The sequence below is a fragment of the Polyangium mundeleinium genome (assembly GCF_028369105.1).
GTDB classification, from domain to species: domain Bacteria; phylum Myxococcota_A; class Polyangia; order Polyangiales; family Polyangiaceae; genus Polyangium; species Polyangium mundeleinium.
In genome coordinates, this window is the sequence record NZ_JAQNDO010000001.1 from 5,968,185 (window position 1) to 5,989,792 (window position 21,608).

At 69.0% G+C, this 21,608-nt stretch carries 20 protein-coding genes; 11 read left to right on the forward strand and 9 right to left on the reverse strand.

The genetic code is table 11. The features are described 5' to 3' along the window. Positions 1 to 274 precede the first annotated feature (274 nt). Positions 275 to 2,260 (reverse strand): hypothetical protein, encoded by a 1,986-nt coding sequence (locus tag POL67_RS23715; protein ID WP_271920789.1) that lies wholly within the window; start codon positions 2,258 to 2,260, stop codon positions 275 to 277. 89 nt (positions 2,261 to 2,349) lie between these two features. Beyond that, positions 2,350 to 3,111, reverse strand: coding sequence for a hypothetical protein (locus POL67_RS23720; protein WP_271920791.1), 762 nt, complete (start codon positions 3,109 to 3,111; stop codon positions 2,350 to 2,352). 264 nt (positions 3,112 to 3,375) lie between these two features. Between POL67_RS23720 and POL67_RS23725 the strand changes: the two genes are divergently transcribed. The 3 genes from POL67_RS23725 to POL67_RS23735 all read left to right on the forward strand — a co-directional run bounded on the left by POL67_RS23725 (position 3,376) and on the right by POL67_RS23735 (position 5,484). Beyond that, a complete protein-coding gene (locus tag POL67_RS23725) occupies positions 3,376 to 4,128 on the forward strand; it encodes a VOC family protein (RefSeq protein ID WP_271920792.1) in 753 nt (250 codons plus the stop codon). 93 nt (positions 4,129 to 4,221) lie between these two features. Then, the gene (locus tag POL67_RS23730; protein ID WP_271920794.1) at positions 4,222 to 4,590 is read left to right on the forward strand and encodes a copper-binding protein; all 369 of its coding nucleotides are present in this window, start codon (positions 4,222 to 4,224) and stop codon (positions 4,588 to 4,590) included. A gap of 102 nt (positions 4,591 to 4,692) precedes the next feature. Then, positions 4,693 to 5,484, forward strand: coding sequence for a Uma2 family endonuclease (locus POL67_RS23735; RefSeq protein WP_271920796.1), 792 nt, complete (start codon positions 4,693 to 4,695; stop codon positions 5,482 to 5,484). Positions 5,485 to 5,488: 4 nt separating this feature from the next. On the opposite strand, the gene POL67_RS23740 is transcribed toward POL67_RS23735, so the two are convergent. The 3 genes from POL67_RS23740 to POL67_RS23750 all read right to left on the reverse strand — a co-directional run bounded on the left by POL67_RS23740 (position 5,489) and on the right by POL67_RS23750 (position 10,279). Further along, on the reverse strand, positions 5,489 to 6,541 hold the full coding sequence (locus tag POL67_RS23740; protein WP_271920798.1) for a hypothetical protein: 1,053 nt from the start codon (positions 6,539 to 6,541) through the stop codon (positions 5,489 to 5,491). Positions 6,542 to 6,589: 48 nt separating this feature from the next. Beyond that, positions 6,590 to 8,533, reverse strand: coding sequence for a multicopper oxidase family protein (locus tag POL67_RS23745; RefSeq protein WP_271920800.1), 1,944 nt, complete (start codon positions 8,531 to 8,533; stop codon positions 6,590 to 6,592). A gap of 183 nt (positions 8,534 to 8,716) precedes the next feature. Continuing rightward, positions 8,717 to 10,279 carry a serine/threonine-protein kinase gene (locus POL67_RS23750; RefSeq protein WP_271920802.1) on the reverse strand — a complete coding sequence of 521 codons (1,563 nt, stop codon included), beginning with the start codon at positions 10,277 to 10,279 and terminating at the stop codon, positions 8,717 to 8,719. A gap of 89 nt (positions 10,280 to 10,368) precedes the next feature. Here POL67_RS23750 and POL67_RS23755 point away from each other — a divergent pair, with 89 nt between their 5' ends. The 6 genes from POL67_RS23755 (at position 10,369) to POL67_RS23780 (ending at position 16,432) form a co-directional block, all read left to right on the forward strand. Further along, the gene (locus POL67_RS23755) at positions 10,369 to 11,898 is read left to right on the forward strand and encodes an AAA family ATPase (RefSeq protein ID WP_271920804.1); all 1,530 of its coding nucleotides are present in this window, start codon (positions 10,369 to 10,371) and stop codon (positions 11,896 to 11,898) included. Next, positions 11,895 to 12,785, forward strand: coding sequence for a hypothetical protein (locus tag POL67_RS23760; protein ID WP_271920807.1), 891 nt, complete (start codon positions 11,895 to 11,897; stop codon positions 12,783 to 12,785). The genes POL67_RS23755 and POL67_RS23760 overlap by 4 nt, the downstream gene beginning before the upstream one ends. Then, complete coding sequence (locus tag POL67_RS23765) at positions 12,782 to 14,443, forward strand: hypothetical protein (RefSeq protein ID WP_271920809.1); 1,662 nt, start codon at positions 12,782 to 12,784, stop codon at positions 14,441 to 14,443. Before POL67_RS23760 ends, POL67_RS23765 begins: the two co-directional genes overlap by 4 nt. Positions 14,444 to 14,447: 4 nt before the next feature. Further along, positions 14,448 to 15,038, forward strand: a complete 591-nt coding sequence (locus POL67_RS23770; protein ID WP_271920811.1) for a hypothetical protein — start codon at positions 14,448 to 14,450, stop codon at positions 15,036 to 15,038. Between the two features lie 62 nt (positions 15,039 to 15,100). Further along, on the forward strand, positions 15,101 to 15,781 hold the full coding sequence (locus POL67_RS23775) for a hypothetical protein (RefSeq protein ID WP_271920813.1): 681 nt from the start codon (positions 15,101 to 15,103) through the stop codon (positions 15,779 to 15,781). Positions 15,782 to 15,835: 54 nt separating this feature from the next. Beyond that, on the forward strand, positions 15,836 to 16,432 hold the full coding sequence (locus POL67_RS23780; protein ID WP_271920815.1) for a hypothetical protein: 597 nt from the start codon (positions 15,836 to 15,838) through the stop codon (positions 16,430 to 16,432). A gap of 8 nt (positions 16,433 to 16,440) precedes the next feature. Here POL67_RS23780 and POL67_RS23785 read toward each other — a convergent pair whose 3' ends face one another. From POL67_RS23785 to POL67_RS23800, 4 genes are all read right to left on the reverse strand, one after another. Continuing rightward, entirely contained in the window at positions 16,441 to 17,214 is a 774-nt protein-coding gene (locus tag POL67_RS23785) for a hypothetical protein (RefSeq protein ID WP_271920817.1), read from the reverse strand. Between the two features lie 107 nt (positions 17,215 to 17,321). Next, positions 17,322 to 17,588, reverse strand: a complete 267-nt coding sequence (locus POL67_RS23790) for a hypothetical protein (RefSeq protein ID WP_271920819.1) — start codon at positions 17,586 to 17,588, stop codon at positions 17,322 to 17,324. 243 nt (positions 17,589 to 17,831) lie between these two features. Continuing rightward, positions 17,832 to 18,626 carry a hypothetical protein gene (locus tag POL67_RS23795; protein ID WP_271920821.1) on the reverse strand — a complete coding sequence of 265 codons (795 nt, stop codon included), beginning with the start codon at positions 18,624 to 18,626 and terminating at the stop codon, positions 17,832 to 17,834. A gap of 294 nt (positions 18,627 to 18,920) precedes the next feature. Next, positions 18,921 to 19,616, reverse strand: a complete 696-nt coding sequence (locus POL67_RS23800; RefSeq protein WP_271920823.1) for a LamB/YcsF family protein — start codon at positions 19,614 to 19,616, stop codon at positions 18,921 to 18,923. Positions 19,617 to 19,729: 113 nt separating this feature from the next. Here POL67_RS23800 and POL67_RS23805 point away from each other — a divergent pair, with 113 nt between their 5' ends. Beyond that, positions 19,730 to 20,731: an NAD-dependent epimerase/dehydratase family protein gene (locus POL67_RS23805; RefSeq protein WP_271920825.1), complete on the forward strand. Its 1,002-nt coding sequence runs from the start codon at positions 19,730 to 19,732 to the stop codon at positions 20,729 to 20,731. Between the two features lie 107 nt (positions 20,732 to 20,838). Then, a complete protein-coding gene (locus POL67_RS23810; protein ID WP_271920827.1) occupies positions 20,839 to 21,603 on the forward strand; it encodes an SDR family NAD(P)-dependent oxidoreductase in 765 nt (254 codons plus the stop codon). Positions 21,604 to 21,608: the final 5 nt, after the last annotated feature.

The following is a 21,608-nucleotide window of genomic DNA, read 5'->3' on the forward strand; positions in this document are numbered from 1 at the left end:
CTGCGCTCCGCGCAGTTCTTCCAACGGGCCGGTGGCAAGACCCTAGACGTACGTCTCGAGCTGGCGGCGGGCACGCCGCTGGTTGAACCTGCAGCGCCGCGGTCGCTGTTGGCAGGGTCGTCGCTGGTCTTGACCCTGGCTGTTCGATGAACTGCGCGGAGCGCAGTTCATCGAGCTTGGGTCCAGCCCCTGGCTGGTCCGGGTCCAGGGGCGGACAGCCCCTGGTGGGGCCTGGGGCAAAGCCCCAGCTCCGCGCCCCCAAGAAAACACCCCCTCAGAGATCCATCTTGAGCAGCCGGCCCTCCGGCTTTGAGGCGTCGAGCAGCGGATACAGCAGGTACGGCTCCTTCTGCATCTCCTTCGGTGGCGGCGCTGTCGTGGTCACGACGTACTGGAAGGCGAGCGACCCGTTTGCGCTCTCCTCCAGGTGCCGCGCGTAGAGGAACAGCCGCTCGTAGATGCGCCCGTCCATGTCTGCCTCGCGTGGCCCGTCGTGCACCAGCAGCCCTGGGAGCTGACCGTGTCCGTCCATCGCGAGCTTCATCGCTGCGAGGTCGAATGCGAGCAGCTTGATCGTTTGCATCGCTGCGCCGTCTCGCTCGCCGCGGTCCTCGACGCGTAGATCCAGCCGCCGACCCTTCACCTCGACGCGTGCCTCCACGTGGTCGCCGAGCAGTGCGCGCACGACGTCGCGGAAGCGCTCCGAGATCCGCGCCTCGGCCACCTCTTGCTCGCGCCGCAGCGCTGCTTGCCGCTCGGACGAGGCTTTTACCTCGTCCGTCACCACGGCGAGCCGCTCCGTGTTCGTGTCGGCTTCGCGCTCGGCTGCTGTCATGTAGTCGTAGAGCCGCTCGACCTCCTCGATCGCGGCTCGTTCTCGCGCGATGCGCTTCTCCTCGGCGGACAGCGTGCTCCGCCGCCGCGTATGCTCGGCCGTCGCTTCCTTCTGCGCGGACCGCGCCTCTGCGAGCGTGCGCTTCGCCTCCATCACGGCCTCGGCGAGCGCCTTCTTCCCCTCGCGCGTCATCGGCGCTGCGGCTGGATGCGAAGCTGCCAGCGGACATCCCTTCGCCATCGCCACGTCGAGCGGCACGCTGCAGAGACCTGCGCGCACTGGCAGCGGCGCGGGCGCGCCTTCCTCGGCCTCTCGCTTCTTCTCGCTCGGCCGCTTTGCTTCCTCGCGACGCGCTTCTGCCTCGCGCAGCGCCTCGACCCGCGCGCCGCAGGCCTCGGCCGCTTGCCGCGCGGCGTCTTCGGCCTGCTCCACCTCGATCGCTTGCGCCGCGAGCGCTTCCTCCGCGGCTGCGAGGCTCGCCTTCCGCCTCGACACGGTCTCGCGGAAACGCGCGGCGAACAGCGGACCTGCGTCGTTCGTGTCGTCCTCGACCCCGAGCAGCCGCGCGAGCCTGCGCCGATCCTCTGCGGCCCGATCTGCGAGCCTTGGCGCCCTCTCTTCGAGGCCCTGCTTCTCCAGCGCGAGATCCTCGTAGCGGCGTTGCGCCTCGCTCTCCTCGTCCGACATGAGCGCGCAGAGCGCCCGCAACACCACGTGCCGATCGTCGAGCACCAGCCGCGGGCTCTCCGACTCGCTCGACGGATCGCGCCACTCCACGAGCCCCGCGAACCGCGACTCCTGATCCCGCGTCAGCCACGGCAGCACGTGCTCCCACGCGATCGGCTCCCGCTGGTGCGGCAGCTCCTTCACCGGCACGGGATCCATCACCACGCGCCGGATGTCCGCGAGAAAATCCTGGTACCCGCCGCGCCCGCGCTCGGCGAGCGCCTCGGCGAACGACAGCCCGCGCGTCGCGAACGGATGCAGCCCGAGGCCAAACGGCCGCCCCACGATCCAGCGCTCGTCCCCGACGACGATCGCTGCCACGACCCAGCCGTCGGGCAACGCCTCGCGGATCTTCTCCTGCGCGCGCGTCGTGCCGAACCGCTGCTCGCCGAGCAGGTAGCGCAGCATGCGGCAGAACGTCGTCTTGCCGGCTGTGTGCCCTGTGATTTGCCCGTCGCCGAGCCGGTTCTCCACGTCCTCGGGCGTGGGTGGGGCCCAGAGCACGTTCAGGCCTTTGCGCAGCGTGATGTGCCGGAGGAGCGAAGCCTCGGACGTGTCGTAGTCGCGGAGCAGCCAGACCTCGGCCACCCAGACGAGCGGCTCGGAGCGGCCCATCTTGATCGGCGCGGAAGGAGGCGGGGCGGCGGGGGGCTCGGAACCTCCGAAGAGGTCGAGCTGTTGCATGCGGCGCTTGGTCATGACTTCCGAGGGCGGGTGCGCGACGCTACCCCACGTTTTTGCGACTGTCTCTCCGGAAAGGTGGTCCTCGGGCCGCGGCTGCGCGCCGGCTACTCCTTCAGCGCGAGCAGGGTCCGATCGAGCGCATCGGCCATCTTGGTGAGTTCCTCCACGGTCACGCCGAGCTCCTTGCTCGCCCTGGCGTCGGAGACGGCGCCGTCCTCCACGAGCAGGGCCGCGTACCGCTGCGCGAGCTTCGACGACCGCTGGAGGGTCCCGCGCAGATCGAGGGAGAGCTCCGGATCGTTCATGAGCCCTTCGAGCGAGGCGAGCACACGGAGCGCGCGCACCTGGTCCGGCGCCTCCTTCGTCTTGCCCTTCAGGGCCCCGAGCGCCGTGGCGTCGTCGTCGTCGTCATCGTCATCGTCATCGTCGCCGTCGAACCCGGGCAGGCCGCGTTTGTTCTCGATCCGGGCGAGCATCTCCTCGACGGGGACGAGCGGCACGTCGTTCGGGAAGACGAGCGCGCCTTCGCCGGCGCGCGGCAGGAGGTAACGCAAGGTCGAGACGAGGCCGCGGCACGGGCCGACCTCGAGGTCGGACGCCTGGTCGAGGGTGATGACGGATTTGCAGGCGCGGTAGCGCGCGAGGATGGGCTTGGAGAGCGGGCGTTTGGCGAGCGCGTAAGCGGCTTGCAGCTCGGAGACGGGTGGGAGCTCGCCGCCGGCTGCGACCTCGGGGACCGTCTCGTCCTCGTCGATCCGATCGACGTGCTCGTCGATGTAGGCCTCGAGGTGACGTTCGTACTCGTCGGCGAGCGCGGAGATCGCGCGGGGTGAGAGGGGGCTGTAGAGGAACCAGGTGGCGCTCACGAAGCCGTCCCATACCACGGGACGGGCTCCGCGCGAGTGGAAGCGGGCAGGGAAGCGCTGCTAGGGCGGGCGGGTCCTTCCTCGGCGGGGGGGGTTCGAGGCGGATCGCGGCGCCGCGGGCAGGGCCCGGACCGCGTTCGGGGTGGGCTGGTTCGTCGGGACCGCCTGGCGCGTTTGTGGATCGCCCGCCGCGGCATCCAGGACCACGCCTCCGAAACGCATGGGACGTTGCGAGGTCCCTACGCCGCGGGTAGTTTGCGCGCGGTGAACGAGGCGATGGCCAGGTTTTGCTGGTACGAGCTCAGGACCACCGACACGGGCGCGGCGCAGGCGTTTTACGCGGACGTGCTCGGATTGCAGATTCGAGACACCCCGGGCGGCAGCCTCTTTTTCCGCGGGGATCAGGCGGTCGCCGGATGTTCGGCCTTGCCCGAGCTCGCCGCGGCCCGGGGCGCTCCGGCGCATTGGCTCGGGCATATCGGCGTGCGCGACGTCGAGGGCCTTTCGCGTCGTATCCTCGCGCAGGGAGGGGAGCCGCTCGGACCGACGCGCACCCTCGAAAGCGGCGCGACACGCGTGATTCTGCGGGACCCGTTTGGCTCGGTCCTCGCGCTCGTCTCGCCGAACCACGCCGCGAGCACAGGCGTGGTCGTGTGGCATGACCTCAACACGCGCGATCATGGCCGCGCCTGGGCCCTGTATTCCGAGCTCTTCGGCTGGAAGGCGACCGAGACAGAGGACCTCGGGCCGGAGTTCGGCGTGTATGCGAAGTTCTCGTGGGACGAAGCGGGCACGAGCGTGGGCGGCATGGTCAGCAGCGCGCGGCTGCCGCATATTCACCCGCATTGGCTCTTTGCTTTCCACGTGGAGGACCTCGACGAGGCCCTCGCCAAGGTGAACGCGCGCGGGGGCAAGGTGCTCGCCCCGAGGCAGCTCCCGAGCGGGGAGCGGATCGCGGCGTGCGAAGACGCGCAGGGCGCTGCGTTTGCCCTGCACGCGTCCGCGCCGCGCGCCTAGGTTCGTCCGCCCCCGCTGCCGTGTCCGCCTCGGCTGCGGTTTCCGCCTTCGCTTCTGCTCCCGCTTTTGCCTCCCCGGTGGTAGAGCATCCGCATGCGCGTGATTTCCATTCATCGAACGAGTCCGGCGGTGCTTGCGACCGTCGCGGCGATGCTGCTCGCGGCCGCGCCTGCCTGTTCGCGCTCGCAGGAGCAACCCAGCGGCGGGGCCGTCCCGACCGCCGCCCCGAGCGCGACGTACTCGACGCGCGGCAAGGTGCGCGCGATCGGCGAGAAGAAGGACAACATCACGATCGCGCACGAGGACATCCCCGGCTACATGAAGGCGATGACCATGATGTTCGAGGTCGCCAAGCCCGAACTCCTGCGCGACGTGAAGGTCGGCGACGAGGTGTCGTTCACGTTCTCGGACCGCGACGGGCGCCTCTTCGTCGAGTCGATCACGCCCGCGGCCCCGAAGTAGTCAGGGGGTGTCTCGAAGGGCCCGTTTGTCTCGGCCTTTTTCGACCCTCGACGCAACAAGGTCAGCCTGTTCCCCGCCACTTCCTGTGGTATCGTCTCCTGTGTGAAGCTCTTCGCGCCCGGTCCTTTCCAGGCTCATCAGCTCCGCTCGGGGGATCCGTACGAGCTCTCGAAGGGTCATCCTGTCCTGTGGCTGCCGACGGGCGGGCGCGGCGCGCGGGCGAACCTGCTCGGGGGCACGGTGCTGGAGACGGATCCGGCCGTCGAGCAGGCGGGGGTGGACGCTGGATTTTCGACGGAGCCGGGGATGATGCGGGCGCCGGACGTGGCCGTGGGCAACGTGCCGGACGTGGCCGGCTGGGTGCAAGGAGCGCCGCCGCTCGCGGTGGAGTACGCGGATCGCGGCCAGGACGAGGAGGAGCTGCAGTCGAAGATCGCCGAGCTCCTCGCGGCGGGCACGCAGCATGTGTGGGTCGTGCGGCTGACGGGCCCGCGAAGGGTCGAGGTATACACGCCGGGGCAGAAGCTTCGCACCCTGGGGCCGGGTGAATCCCTCGAGGCGCCGGGAATCCTGAAGAACGTGGTCCCGGTCGAGGCCCTGTACGACCGCGAGGCCGCGCATGAGGTCACGCTGCGCAACCTCTTGCAGCGCCGCGGCTACGAGAGCCTGGAGGCCGTGCGGGAGGTGGGGCGCGAGGTGGGGCGCGAGGAGGGGGAGCGCACGGGCCAGCTCGCCCACGCGCGGGCGGTTCTCCGCCGGCAGCTCGGCAAGCGCGGGATGACGCTCGACGCGGCCCAGGACGCGCGCATCGACAGGATGGCGGACCTCGCGACCCTCGACCGCTGGCTCGATCAGGCCCTCGTCGCGAAGACCACCGACGAAGCCCTGCGCTGACCCTTCACGGAAAGGTCCCGCACGGCGTCGTCGACTTCCCCTCGGACCACTCGGCCGGCAGCGGTCCGGCCACCTTCACGGTGAACGTCGCGTTCCCCTCGTTGTTGCGAGGGTCCGCGTCGTTCAGCCCCACCCACACGAGCCCGGACGTGCGGGCCACGAAACGCGCGCAGGGCGCCACGATCGCCCCCATCCGCGCGTCGCCGCCGCCCACCACGGCGATGCCGGCGCCGTGCGGCGCGGACCGGAACGGCTCGTTCTCGAAATTCGGGTCGTGCGGCTCGTTCTCGAAATACCCGCGTGGATCGATCCACGCGCCGCGCCCCGTACCAATCCGGTATTGCCCCCGCGCCGAGATCTCGACCACCTCGCCCGCGCGAATCGGCCGGAGCGACACCAGCGCGCCGCCTGCTTGCGCCGTCACCGCCGCCTCGGCCGTCTCCATTGGGTTCGTGTAGGCCATCACGGCGAGATCCATCCGCATCACGCCCCCGCCGCGTGTCGAGAACACGGGCCGCGTCGCCTGCGCCGCGAGCAGCTCCTGCCGGCTGAGCTTCACCCCGCCGATGACCTCCGCAGAGGCACCGTCCCGATCCACCACCGCCAGCGTGATGCCCTCCGCCGGGATCGAATTCGTCGGGATCACGAATTCGCCGTGAAACGTGGTTTGCATGGCGTCGTGCGCGGTCGGCGTCTGGTAATGGGCTGCGCTGCCCACGCCGAGCAGCACCACGAGATCGGGCAGCCGCGGGTCGGCGTTCGCGGGCCGCGGGCGTGGATCGATGGGGCAAAGGGCCTCGGCTCCCTTGCCCGTGATCGGATCGGTCGTGGCCATCACGCGGCCGAGCATGCCGCAGGCCGTGCCGTCGGTCGGCTGGGGCTCGATGTCGTCCCAGGGCACCTCGGTGCCCGGCCGGTACGGCGTGACCTCCACCGTGTCGACGCGGACGACGAGCCAGGGCGGCTCCTTCCAAGCACTCGGGGTCCCGGGCTCCCCCATCGGCTCGGCGCAGGCCGTGGCGAGGAGCACGAGCGAAACGAATCCGATCCGACGCATGCCCCAGCGTACGCCAGAACGAGCGGGAAGGGTAGGGGACGAGCCGCCTCACGGCCCGCAAAGCGCGGGGTTTGGCGCGGGCGGGAGCGGGTATGCCTCCGTCGCCGCCTTGGCGAACTGGCATTGGAGATCCTCGGCCTTGCACCCGGCCTGGCTGATGCAATTGCCGTTCGCGTCCGTGCCCTGACAGAGGCAGTTCGTGTCGCCCTCGGGGCAGATCTCGACGAGCTCCATCATGCCCATGTCCTCGTGGTTCAGCTTGTGGCAATGCAGCACGAACTGGCCCGTGAACTTGCGGAAGTTCGTCAGGATCTGCCGCGGCCCGTCCTCCGCCTGCACCCAGAACGTGTCGCGCCAGTGCGGGAAGTTCGGCTCCTTGTTCGAATCGTTCGCGCAGACGAGGTACGGATTGATGTGAATGTGGAACGGGTGCCCGTCGAACGCGCGGATCTCCCATTTCTCCGTCGTCCCCACCTCCATCACCCGGTCGCTGCGGTACCCCCAGGCGCGCCGATCGTCGAAGCGGCGGCAACTGATGTTCGGGGCGGGGCAAATGCACGTCGGCGCGTCCGGATCGATGCCGTGCATGTGGTCGCTCGGGCTGCACGAGCCGAGCTCGGCGGGTTTTTCCGGGTCGGGTTGTTCCCCTGGCGTGGGGACGAGCAGCGCGATCTTCTGGTGGATCTTGTCGACCGATTCGCAGCTCGCCTCCATCGTCTGGCCGTCGACCTTGCCCGTGAACGTCGTGGGTGGCGCGAGGGCCGCGAGGGCCGACGCCGCCGGCATGTTCGTCTCCGTCGGCGCTCCGTTTGCCGGATCCACGTCGAAGATCGCCACGAGGCTCCCGAGCGGATCGGAGGGGCGCCGCCCCACGAGGCAAAGCGTCGTCTTCTCGGCGGGCATCTTCACGACGGCCTCGATACGATAACCGGGCGATACCCACATCGTATCGCTCACGTAAACCTGGGGCAGCGTGATGCCGTCGCGGGCGATTTGCGTGATGTCGATCGGGTGCAGGACATCAAACGATTCGCAGGTCGGATCGTCCGAGGGGTGGAGCTTCATCCCGAGCTCGTTCGGCGTGCCGGCGTGCACGATCCGCAAGCGCTCGATCTGATTCGGCGAGGTCTTGATGTGCGGAAGGAGCTTGCCGCTCACGAGCGTCGGCTTCGTATCGTTCTCCGCGCCCTCGAAATCGTTCGCCGAGAGCGTATCCTCACCGCACGTCTCTCCGTCCGCGAGCGGCCGCGTCGACTCGACGTTGATGGGCACGCCGCCGAGGACCATGATTCGCTCCTTCGCCTTGGCGATGCCGGGGACCTCGTCGAGATCCCCCTCGATGACGAGCGCGCCCGCGGCGCCGTTCGTCACCTGGATGGCCGTCGAGCCGTGGATGTGCGGGTGATACCAGTTGAACCCCTCGTGGTGTGGCCCGTCCTCGTCGAGATCCCAGCGGTATTGCGCCATCTCGCCCGGCGGCACCTCGTGCAGCACGTCGTCGGCGTGGTAACGCGCGTCCGGGCCACAGCCCGAGCCCTCGCAGGGGTCTGCCGCGGCGGGCGTCGCGTAGTTCGGCTGGACGTGCGTGCCGTGCGCGTGCAGGTTCGTCAGGTTGAAATCGTGGCACGTGACCGCCGACGTGTTCGCGGCCCCGGCCACCAGGCGGTAATCGGAACGTTTGAAATCGTTGTGGAGGTTGACCCGCACCTTGCGATCCGCGCCGGCCGGCACGCGGATCGTCGGGCCCGGAATCGAGCCATTGTAGGTCCGCAGGCAATACCGTTTCCCGCCGATCTTCACCTCGCTCGGCGCGAGCCGGAGTTCGTGGACCCCTGCCGCGTTCGGGGCGAGCTCCGGCGGGTTCTCGAAGATCTCCGGCGGGCCCGCGGGCGTCGCTGCATCGTCCGAGCAGCCGCCGAGCGCCGCGCTCAGCAAGAGGAACGCGCATCGACCTGCACGATGCATTGGTATGTTGAGGATCGCCTGTTTCATGGAATCCCTCCGCTCCCGGCCCCGACCGCCGGTGGTTCGTTGCTTTCGGGCTGAACGAGGGCGAGTGTAGAAGATCAGGCGTCCTCTCGGATGGCCAGAGGTGGTCACTGGATGGACAGGATCTGGTCATCCAGGAGGAAGACCATGGAGTTCGACGCCTCGGCCTCTTCTTTCGGTTCGACCCTACCCGGAGCTTCCTCCAGGCCTTCGAGATCGAACCGAGCTCCCCCCGCGCCCCTTCGCCTGCGCCGCGACCTTCGCATGACGAGCACTCTGGGCCCACGCGGCGAGGTACACCAAAATGGTCCCATTGAGCGTGAGCGACGCGATCTCCGCCAGGTATCGATCGAAGACGACGAAGCCGAGGACGCCCGCGCCTGCGACCGCCACCGTGAGCCACGACAGCCAGATCCGCGGCGTGAGCCATATCATCGAAAGGGAGACGCCCGCGGCCGTGATCAACATGTCCCGCAGGACGACCGCCAGCATCGTCTCGTCGTGCGCCGCGCCGATCACGCGGCTCGCCACCAGGAAGAGGCCCGTCACGAGGAGCAGCAGCGTTCGTACCCGGTGAAACGGGTTTTTCAGGAGCGTCCCTCGGAACAGGAACGTCACGGCCGCGAGGACGAACGTCAAGCTCAGCGCGGGGACGAGCATGTCGTCGCGCACCGTGAACTCCGTCGTCGGGCGAATCTCGCTCCAGAGGGTCCAGGCCCCGATGGTGAAGAGCGCGATGACCGCGAAGAGCCGCCGCTGCCGCCCTTGCCCTGAAGGATCCGCGGCGGGCTCCTCGTCGAGCTCGGCGAGCAGGGCCTCCATGCTCTCGAACCTCCCGGCCGGATCCCTGGCGAGCCCGCGCGCGAGCGCCTCCGGCACACGCGTGGGCACGTCGGCGCGCGGAGGCGCAGGGGCCGGCTCGCCCGCGAGCGCAGGGATGACGGGCATTCCGGGTTTTTTCGGTGCGAACGGGTTCCGCTGGTAGAGCGCCTCGTAGAGCGCGACGCAAAAGCTGAATTGATCCGAGCGCGCGTCCAGCGGATTGCCGAGGAACTGCTCTGGCGACATGTACGCTGGTGTCCCCACGATGCTCCCTTCGGCCGTCAAGGGCGACGCGAGCGCGCCGCTCGTCGGCGCCGCGGCGGAAGGGTCCGCGGGGGCCACGCCCCGCGCGTGCGCCAGGCCGAAATCGAGGATACGCACGCGCCCATCGCCGTCGATCATCGCGTTTGCCGGCTTCACATCGCGGTGCACCATCCCTGCCGCGTGCACCGCGGCGAGGCCCCGGCCCGCCATCCGATAGGCTTCGAGCACCTCCTCCGCGGATCGGGGCGCCTCCTCCTGCCATTCTTGCAGCGTCTTTCCCTCGATGTGTTCCATCACGACGAACACGTCGCCGTCGACTTCCCCCACCTCGTACACCGTCACCACGTTCGGGTGCGACAGCCGCGCGAGCGCCTGCGCCTCGCGGAACATGCGCTTTTGCGTCTCCTCCGGGGCGTATGCGGCGTGCAGCAGCTTGATCGCCACACGCCGATCGAGCTGCTCGTCGTAGGCGGAGAACACCTCGCCCATCCCGCCCTCGCCGAGCTTGCGCAAGAGCAAAAACCGCCCGAGCGTCGGCGCCCCGTCCTCGCGCCGCGCCTGCACCTCGGCGGGCGGCAAAGCACCTTCCCGAGGCGCCGGAGCCGCCACGGTCGGGGCCAGCGCCGGATCCGGGGCGCCCACAGCGCGCAGCGTTTCCGTCATGGCATCGACGTTAGCGGCTCGCGAGGACGACGGGAAGCGCCGAGGGCCTCCCGCTCCCGCCGAAAGCTCTGGCATAGTCGTGGTCACGCATGGATCCCCATCGCCTCGTCGCATCGTGGCTCGACGGCCGCGCCCGCGTTGAAAAGGACGGCGCGCTCGTCCTCGGGCCGCCGCGGAGCGCGGGCCTCTCGGGCAAGCTCCGCCGCGCCTACACGTGGATCGCCACGCAAGCCCTCGTGTGCCCGTACCTCGACATGGAGCTCGAGGAATCGACGACGCTCGGCAAGGGCGAAGCGCGCGTCGACCTCGGCCGCGCGGCGCACGCCTCGTACGTCCTCTTGCCGCTCCTTTGCCTTGTCACCTCGCAGCGCTTGCTCTTCGTCGGCGCCCCGGGCCGCGGCAAGACCACGATGGCCACGATCATGGCCGCGCTCGCCGGCATCCCCCTCGACGAGATCCGCCGCATCGTCCAGCACGGCCATCCCCAGCTCACCACGGCCGATCTGATCGGCAGCCCCTTGCCCGCGAGCCTCGTCAAGGCCGAGGCGTCCGGCGAGATCCGCGTCGAGTGGCGCCGCTGGATCGGCAAGCGCGTCAAGATCATCGACGAGTACAACCGCATCCCCACGAAGACCCAGTCCGCGCTGCTCTCGCTCCTCGCCGAGGGCTACGCCGAGAGCTTTGAGCAGGTCGCGCTCGCCGGCAAATCCGCCTGGTATCTCACGGCGAACGAAGACGCCGGCGGCGGCACGTTCCAGGTCATCGAGGCCCTCAAAGATCGCATCGACGTCGTCGTCCGCGCGCCGCCCTTCCACGCGCGCTCGCTCGACGCCCTCGCCGAGCGTGTCGCCACGGCCCGCCCGCCCGAGACCCGCATCCCCGCCGACGTCGTCTTCTCCGCCGACGAGCTCGATCAAGCCGAGGCCGAGATCCGCGCCGTCCCGGTCCCCGAGAGCGTGCTCGACGTGCTCGGCTTCTTCGCGGGCCAGCTCGACTTTTGCCGCCGGGCCTCCGACGTCCTCGAATACCGCAACAAGGACACGCTCCACCTCGCGGGCAAGAAGGTCGCGCACGTCTGCAACGAGGATTGCCCGCTCGACAAGAACGTCCACGTCTGCACGCAGACCGAAAACGGCGTCTCGGCCCGCGCGCTCCAGGCCATCCTGCTCTTCGCCAAGGCCCTCGCGTATTTCCGCGGCAAGAGCGAGGTGACCGTCACCGACGTGCGCCTCGTCCTGCCCTTCACGCTCTTCGACAAGCTCCGCCCGAACCTGCAGAGCGCGTTTTTTCAAAAGGCCGAAGCCCGCGTCCTTTTGCTCGACCGCGCCACCTGGATCACGCGCCTCTTTGATCAAGCCGCCGTCCAGCACGCGGCCTACGCGCCGCTACGCGAGGGCGTGCGCGCGCTTCGAGTGGAGGCCGAGGCGAGCGCGCTCGGCGCCACCACGGCGGATCTGAAGCGCCGCGTGGGCAAGGTGCAGCGCGCGATGGAGGAGCTTCTCAAGCGCGCCGATCTCTCGGGGCCGATCTACGACGACCTCGTGCTCCTGAAGAGCATCCACGAATCCTACCAGCGCAGACTCACGGCCGCCGAGCGCCTGGAAGGAGGCGCCTCGTGACGGATCTCGAAGCGCTGGCGACGCATCATTTACGGGAAGGAGAACGCCGTTTTTCGCGGTGGGACGGCGCGCTCTTCGAAGCGCTCGTCGTCGGGCCGGGCAAGCGACTCGCGGGGAACCTCGACGGATCCGAAAGCTCGCTCCGTGTGTTCGAAGCCTGGCTCGGCCTCGTGGTCGAGGCGATCGGGCTCGGATACATCCGTCCCGGCGTCGTGGGCGAGGGCGATACGCCGCGCGCGCGCAGGCCGGAAAACCTCGTGGAGCTCCTGTTCGTGGACGTTCTCCCGGACAAGCTCCCGACGCTTCCGGTCGAGACGCGCATGGGCCTGCTCGCGAAGGCGTGGAACCTCGGCGAAGGCCTCTTCGGCGAGCCGCCGTGGCTGAACCTCTGCGTCGCCGCGGCCATGGCCGTGCCCATCGCTTCCTCGAACCCCGGCGCGCTCCTCGACCTCGAAGGCCGGCTCCTCAAGATCCTCGACGCCGCCCTCGCGCCGCGCGTCCGCTCCACGTGGAAAGGCCCGTTCGCCGTGCGGACGGTCGATCTGCGCGAGGTCGAGTCCGCGTTTCTGCCGGGCCGCGTGCATTTCGGCGCGCCCACGCTCGTCTGCGTCCACGATCGCAAGCGGCCCGATCTCGCCGCCGGCGTGCTCCTCGGCGCGCGTGGCGCCACGAACCTCGCGTTCCGCTCGCCGTGCCTCGCCGACAAAGCCGAGGCCGATCCGAGCTTGCCCACGGTCACGCTCGGGCAAGGCGTCGTGTACGTGAGTGACACGCGTGTCCCGCTCCCGCACTGGAAACGCGGGCACAGCGTCGCCGCCTCGCGCGCGGGCCTCGTCGTCGCGACCGCGCTCGACTCGCAGCGGCTCTGGCTCGTGGAGAGCCCTTGAGCGCAGAGGAGCGCATCACCTCCCTCGTGGCGCGCGCCTTCCCCCGCGCGCGCGCCCGTTACTCGCCCTATCTCTTGATCGGCGAGCCCATCGTCGATCCGGACGGAGACACCTTCGCCCGCATCGACCTCGCCTCGCGCACGATCCGCCTCGGCGCGCGCCCGATCACCGAGGCCTCGCTCGAAGACACGCTCGAAGCATTGATCGCCCACGAGATCGGCCACCACGTTGCGTTCCCCGGCAGCCCCGTCGAGCACGCGCGCCTCCTCCTGCTCGAACGCACGTTCCTTCCGCGCCTGCCGCGCTCGCTCACGGGGCCGCTTTACGATCTGCTCGTCGACGAGCGGCTCGGACAGGGTGTGCCCTCGATCGAAGACGATCTCTGCCGCATCCTCGCAGCGCGCGGCGCGCGTTCGCCCGACGACGTGCTCTTCACGTTCCAGCGCGCCGTGATTGAAGAGCTCTGGCAACGAAGGGAAGGGGAGCTCGTGGGGAACAACGCCGCCGCGTTCGCGCGCGCCTTTCCCGACCATCGCCTCGACGCAAAACTCCTCGCGCAAAACCTCTTCGCATTCGCGCCCGACATTACGCTCCAGTACCTTTATTTCGCCTCGATCGCCTGGCGGTACGCCATGGCGAGCCCCGCGCCCAAACATGCCGGCGGCGGCGACTGCGCCGAAGGCGAGCTCTCCGCCGAGGACCTCGCCGCGGCGCTCGTGCCGAAGAAGGGCGAAAAGGCGGCGATCGCGCGGGCGATCCGCGAAGGTTTTTTCCCGAAAGACCTCGCCGAAAAGCTCGCCGATCAGAGCCTCGAGCGCCGCGCAGGCGCGATGCCCGGCGACGGCCCGGGAAAATCCGAGCTGCTCACGACCGCGATGGCGGCCCATTACCGCCGCGAAGCCGAAAAACACCTCTTCCGGCCCCCGCCCGCGCGTGTATGGGCCGACGCGCTCGTGCCCACCACGCACCTCGAATGGGAGCCCGGCGATCCAGTCGCCGATATCGACTGGGTCGCCACGCTCCTCCGCCGTGGCGAGATGCTCGGTGCCGCGATGCCGCTGCTCCGCGAGCGCATCGCCGACGAAGAAGGCCAGAGCACGCCGTCCTTCCTCGGCCGCACCGAGATCTACCTCGACGTCAGCGGGTCCATGCCCGACCCGAAGCGCGCCCTCAACGCGATGACCCTCGCCGCGCAGATCCTCGCGACCGGCACGATCCGCGCGGGCGGCGCGGCGCGCGCGCTCGTCTATTCGGTGGGCCACGAAAAGGCGTGGGACTTCTGCCGCTCCGAGCGCGTGCTCTCGAAGTTTTTGATGCGCTACATCGGCGGCGGCACGCAGTTCCCCTTCGACGTCCTCGCCGCCTCGGTCGACGAGACCCGCATCGAGCAGCCGATCCGTGTGATCATCACCGACAGCGACTTCGACGCGAACTACGACGCGCAGCGACAAAACGCGACCATCTTCGCGCGCGCGGCCGAGTGCTCCCCGGCGTTCGTGCTCCTCCTGCACGCGCCGAACCGCGAGAAGGTGCGCAGGTACGAGCAAGCCGGCGCGCGTGTCGTCGCGGTGCGCGCCCTCGGCGATTTCCCGCGCGTCGCGGCGGAGCTCGCGTTTTCTTTGTTCGACGATCCTGGCACGACGAACCCCAGCGGATAGAGCCATGTCTTTCCTGAAAAACTGGACCGCGAAGCCCACCGCCGCCGCGCCGGCCGCGCAAGACGCCCGCCTCCTGCCCGAGAGCGTGCCCCTCGACCTCGCGCAGATCCTCGCCGCGCTCGGCCAGGTCCTCGCGGAGATCGAGCCCGCCGCGCTGGACGTCGACGTCGCGCGGGCCAAGCTCGCGGACCTCTGCCGCGACCTCGCGATCGAGCCCGTCGATCCGCTGGAGCTCGACCCACTGGCCGCAGGTCTCGATCGCAGCGCAATCGAGCGGCTCGCGCTCCTCGTGCTCGTGCTCGAACGGCGCGGGATCCCCGAGCCCGCGCTGAAGCGCATCTTCGAGGGACGCGCGCGCACCGCAGCGCGGGAAGGGATTTTCGACGTCGCGCGGGGCTCGGGTCTCGTGACGCTCGATCTCCTCCGCGGCAGCCCACTGCGCCGCGAGGAGCTCGCGCGCAGGCTCATCCTCGGGCTCGGCGCGTCCGTCGCGGGGGAGAGCCTCGCCGAGGCGCGCGCGGCGCTCGAGCGGCTCGATTACGGCAGGCTGATGGCGGAGGCGGAGCGGGCACGGCGGGCGGCGGGGAAGGGGTGAGCTTCACCGTCGTGGTATAGGGACCGCGCGTCGGTCGTTGCAGGATCGAGGTAGGTCGAGGGATGAAGGGAAGCCCGGAGAGGACTGGAAAGATCGTGCGCCTGGCCGCGGCGGTCTTGTTCGTTCCTGCGTTCGGGGGCGGCGTGTGGGTGGGTCGAACGATGCTGGAGCGGAGGCCACCGGCGACCGAGACCGAGACGAAGCCAAAGACCCGGTCGGAGCACGCCGCGGAGGAAGCGGATCGGCAGGACCTGGCTGTGTGTCGAGAGAGGGTGGCGGTTCGTTCAGGGGCGCGCAGGGCCCCCTCGGACCCGGCCGCGCCGCCGGGGGATGTGCAAGAGGACGCGGGCAAGCGCGTCGCCTCGGTGGAGGAGCTGCAAGCCGAGTCCGCGCAATGCAGAAAGAGTGAAGTCCTGGCCAGCGCGGAGGTCTGCGTCGCTGCGGCTCGGCAGTACCGCGCGCTCCTTTCCTTACCGCAGAACGGCCGGTGGTGCGGTCCCAAGTCCAGGGCCGCCGATCTCATCGAGGAGAACTTCGAGCGTTGCGCCGTGTTGGCGGACGTCCCGGCGGATTTCCGCTCGAATGACCTCACGAAGGAACAGGCGAGCCTCGTCGCGGAGGCGATCCGGATTCACAAAACTCTTCCGGAAGAAGAGCTGCTCCGTCGCTTGAAAGAGTTCGTCTGGACGTGCACCGAGACGCCGAAGAGCACGACCGAGCCCGAGGCTCCGGGGCCCTTGTGAGGTTTTCGCATGAATGAACGTCCCAAGAGCGCGGGCCTTTGGGGGGCTCTCCTCGTGGCAACGAGTTTTCTGGTCGTCGCTTTCGGGGGTGGCGTGCTGGCTGGCTGGGCGACGTGGGAACGCACGACGAAAGCCACGGAGACGAGCGCGGCGTCCGTCCATGATCCGCAGGAGGTGAAGAGAGAGCTCAAGGCGTGTCGACGCGAATTGGCAAAGCTCTCGAGGCCTCGTGCGACCCCGACGGCCGTTCCTACGGCGGGAGAAGCGAACGACGCCGGTCCAGAGAGCGCCGCCAAGGTCGAGGCGCTGCAAAAGGAGGTCGACGCATGCAGGGTCCGGGAGACCTTGGTCAACGCTCATGTCTGCGGCACGATGAGGGATCATATCACCATGCTGAGCGTCTTCCTGAATCACTCGGGGTGCGTGGAGACGGGCGGGGTCGACGAGCACATGGTGAACAGTTTCGACAAGTGCGCCGAGTTCGAAGACTTCCCGGCGCATTTGGATGAGGACGAGCTCGACAAGGAAGAGCGGCACAGAATTTACGAATCCAAGAACAATCGACGACTCAGCAGCCGGGAATCCATGGTGGGATGGAGAGATAGCATTTTAGAGGATTGCCGCGAACGGCTCGTGCCGCCCGAGAAATGAACACGCGGTCATAACGTCATTTCCCAAGCTGTCTGGGTAGGCGGGGCGGCTTCCGAAGGCGAGCGGACCAGATCGAAGCGAGCGGCGAGGGGTCGCGCTCCACGTGCGTGATCGTTCTTCCTCTCGTCCACTCCGTCCACGAGGAAGGTCAAGGCGCCCCAGAGTCGCCACTGGAGCGGTATCGGCCCAGGCATGAGCTCGATCGGCGAGCGGAGCTCGAAGCCGATCGCCGTTCTGTGGCCCCATACCTGGAGATCGCTGACCCGGAACGCGAGGGAGGGGATGAGCTTGACGGCCTCGTTGCTGCCGCCGATCGTCATCCCCAGGTTCGCTTGTGCATGCTTCCCGTAGAGAGCGTAGACCCGTACGCCCCCGAGATACGCGATCGACAGGGGAATGTCCGGGGCCTCGGGCACGATCGCCGCGGACGCCGCTCCCGTGATCTGGATCAATGGTAGCGGCGTCTCCCAGAGGTTGATGTGGCCCGCCGTGGCGGGCGCGCCGGTGATCGTCCCGCGGACGGGGGCGCCCGGCTTTTGCGAGCCCTGTCCTCGCGCTGCCATTTGCAGGAGCCACCCGCCTCGACGGTTGTTGAAGAGCGGGACTCCGACCATGACGCTGGCTTCGCCGACCCCTGGGGGCAGCACGGCCTTCCCGCCGCTGCACGGAGAATACCGTGTCTCCCTGTACGAAAACCTCGTCGTGGCGAGGATCGGAACTCCTGCGACGACCTTGCTCACCTGGATCTGTCCCCCGCCCCAGTACCCATTGAAAGGCGTCACGGGAACCGCGCAGGGGTCCTCCTGGGCAAACGCAGCCGAGGTGCCGGTGAAGCCGGCGATAACAGTGACAATCGCTAAAATACGGGCAAGGTAGACCACGACCTCCCTCACTCCTGGGAGGTGAATTCAACGCCTTCCAGCGGGTGTGCCGCTTTGGGGATCCTCGGCGGGCAAACCGAGAAGCTCAACCCCGAGTACTCGCGCGTTCCATCCGGGTTGATCTTTCTTACGACGTCGGGCGGGTAAATGACCGTGCACAATCCCCCTTCGAAGCCGGCGAAATCCTGGACGCACTGGTTCCATTTCTTCTCCATCAGCTGTTCGTACTCGAGGTACTCCGGCCTCGTTTGATATGTACCGCATTCCTGGTCCATGACGGATCCCCCGTGGAAGAGCGGTGTCGGACTCCAGTGCCACCCATTGCAACATTCGCGCAAACATTCCACGGGAACGCAGTTTTGATCGAACCACCAGTTCCCCACGCCGGCTTGCATTTGCCCCGGCTCATCGCCGAAGGTGCACCCCGCCAGGGTGAGCGCCGCCCACGCCGCGGCGCTCACCCTCCTCGTCACTCGAACCACGTGTCCGAGGTACGTCATTTCTCCGCCACGCCCCTCTTACCCCTTGACTTCCTCCCCATCCTCGTCCTCGCCGCCCTCGTCTTCCGCGCTGCTCCCGCCCTTCGATCGGTAGAGCTTGTCGAGCTTGAACGCCTCCGCCATCGCCGGGTTCCCGAGCCGCTTGGACGCTGCGATTGCGGCTCGCCGTGCTCTTCGCACGAGCTGCACGATGATCCCGTCGAGCAGGTCGAGCGTCTCCGTCTCCACCGGCGTCCCGCGCACGCCCACGTCTTCCTGGTCGGCTTTTCGCAGTGCCGCGATCGATGCCGCGAGCTCCACGAGCGCCTCGGGCCCGCCTTGATCCGCTGCCACCGCCGCCACCGCTGGGTGCTTCAACGTCTCGCCGAGCAGCGCGAGCTGTTGCGCCAGCGGCTCTGCTTTCTTCGCTGCCGACCGCGTCTGCCGCAACGCTGCCGCGACGGTCGCCGTGGCCTCCTCGGACACCTCGCTCGCCTCCAGGTCCTCCTTCACCCCTGCGAGCACGGCGCGCGTGTTGATGCGCGCTGTCGTCGCCTGGTTGCAGGCCTTCACGTAGGCCTCCCCGGTCACCTTCTTTTTGCCTTTGGCCGCCTCCCGCCCCACGCCCGCGTGGATCAGCCCGTCGCGCGCGCTTGCGAGCTCCGCCGCGTGTTTTGCGCCGAAGCCCGATGTCTTGAGCACCGGCGCGTGTTTTTCGTAAGCGGCCAGCGTCTGGTGGGCCTGATCGAGGGTGTCCTGCGAGCCGAACTGCTCGCCCAGTCGAAGGAGCGTGAGCCTGCGTGTCTTCGGAATTGTTTCGAGATTTGTGGGCATGCGGCGTAGCCTAACGAACCTCAGGCCGTCAGGAAACCACCTGCGCTCGTCCGTTCGCCGCCTGCGCCGGGCTCCGCATCCCCGCTGCGTAGCGTCGAGTCCCCGCTGTCCGAGCGGAGCGCGCGACTGCACGCGAGGAAACGACCGCTGTAGCGCGCGAAGCGACCGCTGTGACTCGTGAAGCGACCGCTGTGACTCGTGAAGCGACCGCTGTGACTCGTGAAGCGACCGTTGTAACTCGCAGAGCGACCGCTGTAGCTCGCAGAGCGACCGCTGTAGCTCGCAGAGCGACCGCTACCGCGACAAGAGCCCCTGGCTCTCCAGCGCCGTCCGCACCGCCCCTGCGATCTCCACCGCGAAGGGGCCTTCGCCATGCACGCCGATCGCGTCGAAGCGGCTCGTCCTCGCGAGCCGCAGCGCGTTCTCCGCTGCGGCTGCGGCGTTCTCGATCCTCGCGCCCGGCTCGCCCTCCGGGATCAGGTTCCCGTCCGCGTGGTAGCCCCGATCCGCGTACGCCTCCCGCAGATAATCGAGCCCGCCCGTGCGTACGTAGTCGAGCATCGGACCCTCGAACGGGCCGATCACGGGCACGTCCATCGACAGCCCTTCGAATGCGCCGTCGAGGATCGCGTCCGCCACGTGCCGGTTCGCCGTCGCCGCGAGGAGGAGCGCGTCCGTTGCCTTCACCGCGAAGATCCGCGCGCCCTGCCACTCGGCCACGCGCAGCATCGCGGTACACTGATCGCGCACGGCGCTTCGCACGTCCTCCGGCTCCACGTTCGGCGCGATCGGCCCGCCGTGCGCCGGGAACGAGACGAGCGCGACGATCTTCGCCCACGACTCCTTCGCCTGCTGAATCGCGCGCTTGATCGACCGCTCGTCGACGCCGGGGCCCCCGCAGGCGATGCTCGCCATCGTGGCGAACTTGTAGAGCTCCCGTGGCTCGTCCTGTCGACGGCCCACGGGGATGTTGAGGCTGACCGCGCGCATGAGGAGGACCATCGTAACGCAGGGCGCCGCCGCCTGGGTAGTCTCATCGCAGGCGTCTCCCGCGAGGCGCACGAGTGCTTGACGCCGCCGGGCCGGCGTGGTTTCCGCGGTCGATGCAACCGAGCGGCGCCCGCGCCCGTGCCCTCGTCCTCGGCGCCACGGGGCACATCGGTCAAGCGATGGTGCGCGAGCTCCTCGCGCACGGCTACCACGTCACCGCGGTCACGCGTCGAACGAGCCCCGCGAACCTCGCCGGCCTCGACGTCGATCTCGCCGTCGGCGACGCCGACGCGAAAGGCCAGATCGACGCGTGGGCCCGCGGCCACGACGTCCTCGTCGACGCCGCGGCGCCCTATCCGATCCACCGGTTCGCCCCGCAATCCTCGGCCGAACGGGATCCACTCCGGTATGCCGTGACGCGCACCCGCGCGGTCCTCGACGCCGCCTTCCGCAGCGGCGCGCGCCTCGTGTACATCGGCTCGTTCACCACCTTGCCCCGCAGCGATACACGCCTCGCCGCGCTCGAAACGAGCGTGCGCAGGCAGAGCCATCCCTACTTCGCCGTCAAGGCGCACATGGAGGGGATGGTCCTCGATGCCGCGCGCCACGGCCTGCCCGCCGTCCTCGCCAATCCCACGGCCTTCCTCGGGCCCTGGGACGACAAACCCGCGGAGCTCGCGCTCGTCCCGCAGCTCCTCGCGGGCCTCGTCCCGGCCACCGTGCGGCGGATCGTGAACGTCGTCGATGTCCGCGACGCGGCCGCGGCGATCCGCGGCGCGCTCGAAGCCGAGGCGTTCGGCGTGCCCCTGCCGATCACGGGCCACGATGTCCCGACCGACGTGCTCGCCGCGCGCATTTGCGAGCTCGCGGGCGTGAGACCACCCTTCTTGCGCGCCTCGGCCCGGCTCTCCGCCGCGGGGGCGTTCTGGATGGAGGCGGCGCTCTCGCTCGGCGGCCGGCCTTCGCCGCTCCCGTCGCTCGCGCTCCTGCTCGTGCTCGACGCGTACGCCATGGGCGCCCCGATCGCCACCATGCGCTTCGGGGAAGGCGTCCGCCCGCTTGACGAAACGTTGCGTGATGCGATTGCGTGGTACCGCTCGCAGCGGCGCGCCTGATCGGCCGCGCGCCGCCGTCCTCTTGTTTCCAAAGCGAGGCGGATGTGCATAGACTCGGGCAAACGCGGTTTTTCCGGGTGGATCCGCGAACAGAGGAGGTCGTCCCCATGGGTCGAATCGAGGGCAAGGTGGCGCTCGTCACGGGCGCCACGGGCGGGATTGGCAGAGCAACGATCGACAAGTTCGTACGGGAGGGAGCGCGGGTCTTCGCGTTCGCTCGCCAGGAAGCGCCGCTGCGCGACGCCGTGGCGCACCACGGCGCGTCCGTCGCCATGGCGACCGGCGACATCACCGAGGAGGCGGACGTGGCGCGCGCGGTCGCGGCATGCCTCGAGGCATTCGGGCGGCTGGACATCGTCTTCGCCAATGCAGGCGTCGAGGGCGTGGTCAAGCCGATCACCGACGTCACGGCGGAGGAGCTCGACGAGGTCTATCGGGTGAACGTGCGCGGGACGTTCTTCACCCTGAAGCACAGCGCCCCGCCGATGGTGAAGCAGGGCAAGGGCAGCATCATCGTGAACTCGTCGGTCCTCGGGCTCTCGGGGATGGCCGGGCTCAGCGCGTATGCGATGAGCAAGCACGCGGTGACCGGCCTCATGCGCTCGGCCGCGCTCGAGCTCTCGCCCCTCGGCGTGCGCGTGAACTCGATTCACCCCGCCGCGGTCGACAACCGCATGATGCGCTCGATCGAGCGATTGGCGGCCCCGGACGCGCCGAACTCGGTGAAGGACAAGTTCACGAGCATGATCCCCCTCGGTCGTTATGGGACGAACGAGGAGATCGCCGACCTCGTGCTTTTCCTCGGCAGCGACGAATCCTCGTTCTGCAGCGGCTCCACGTTCACGGCCGACGGCGCGTTCGGCGCCCTTTGAGCACG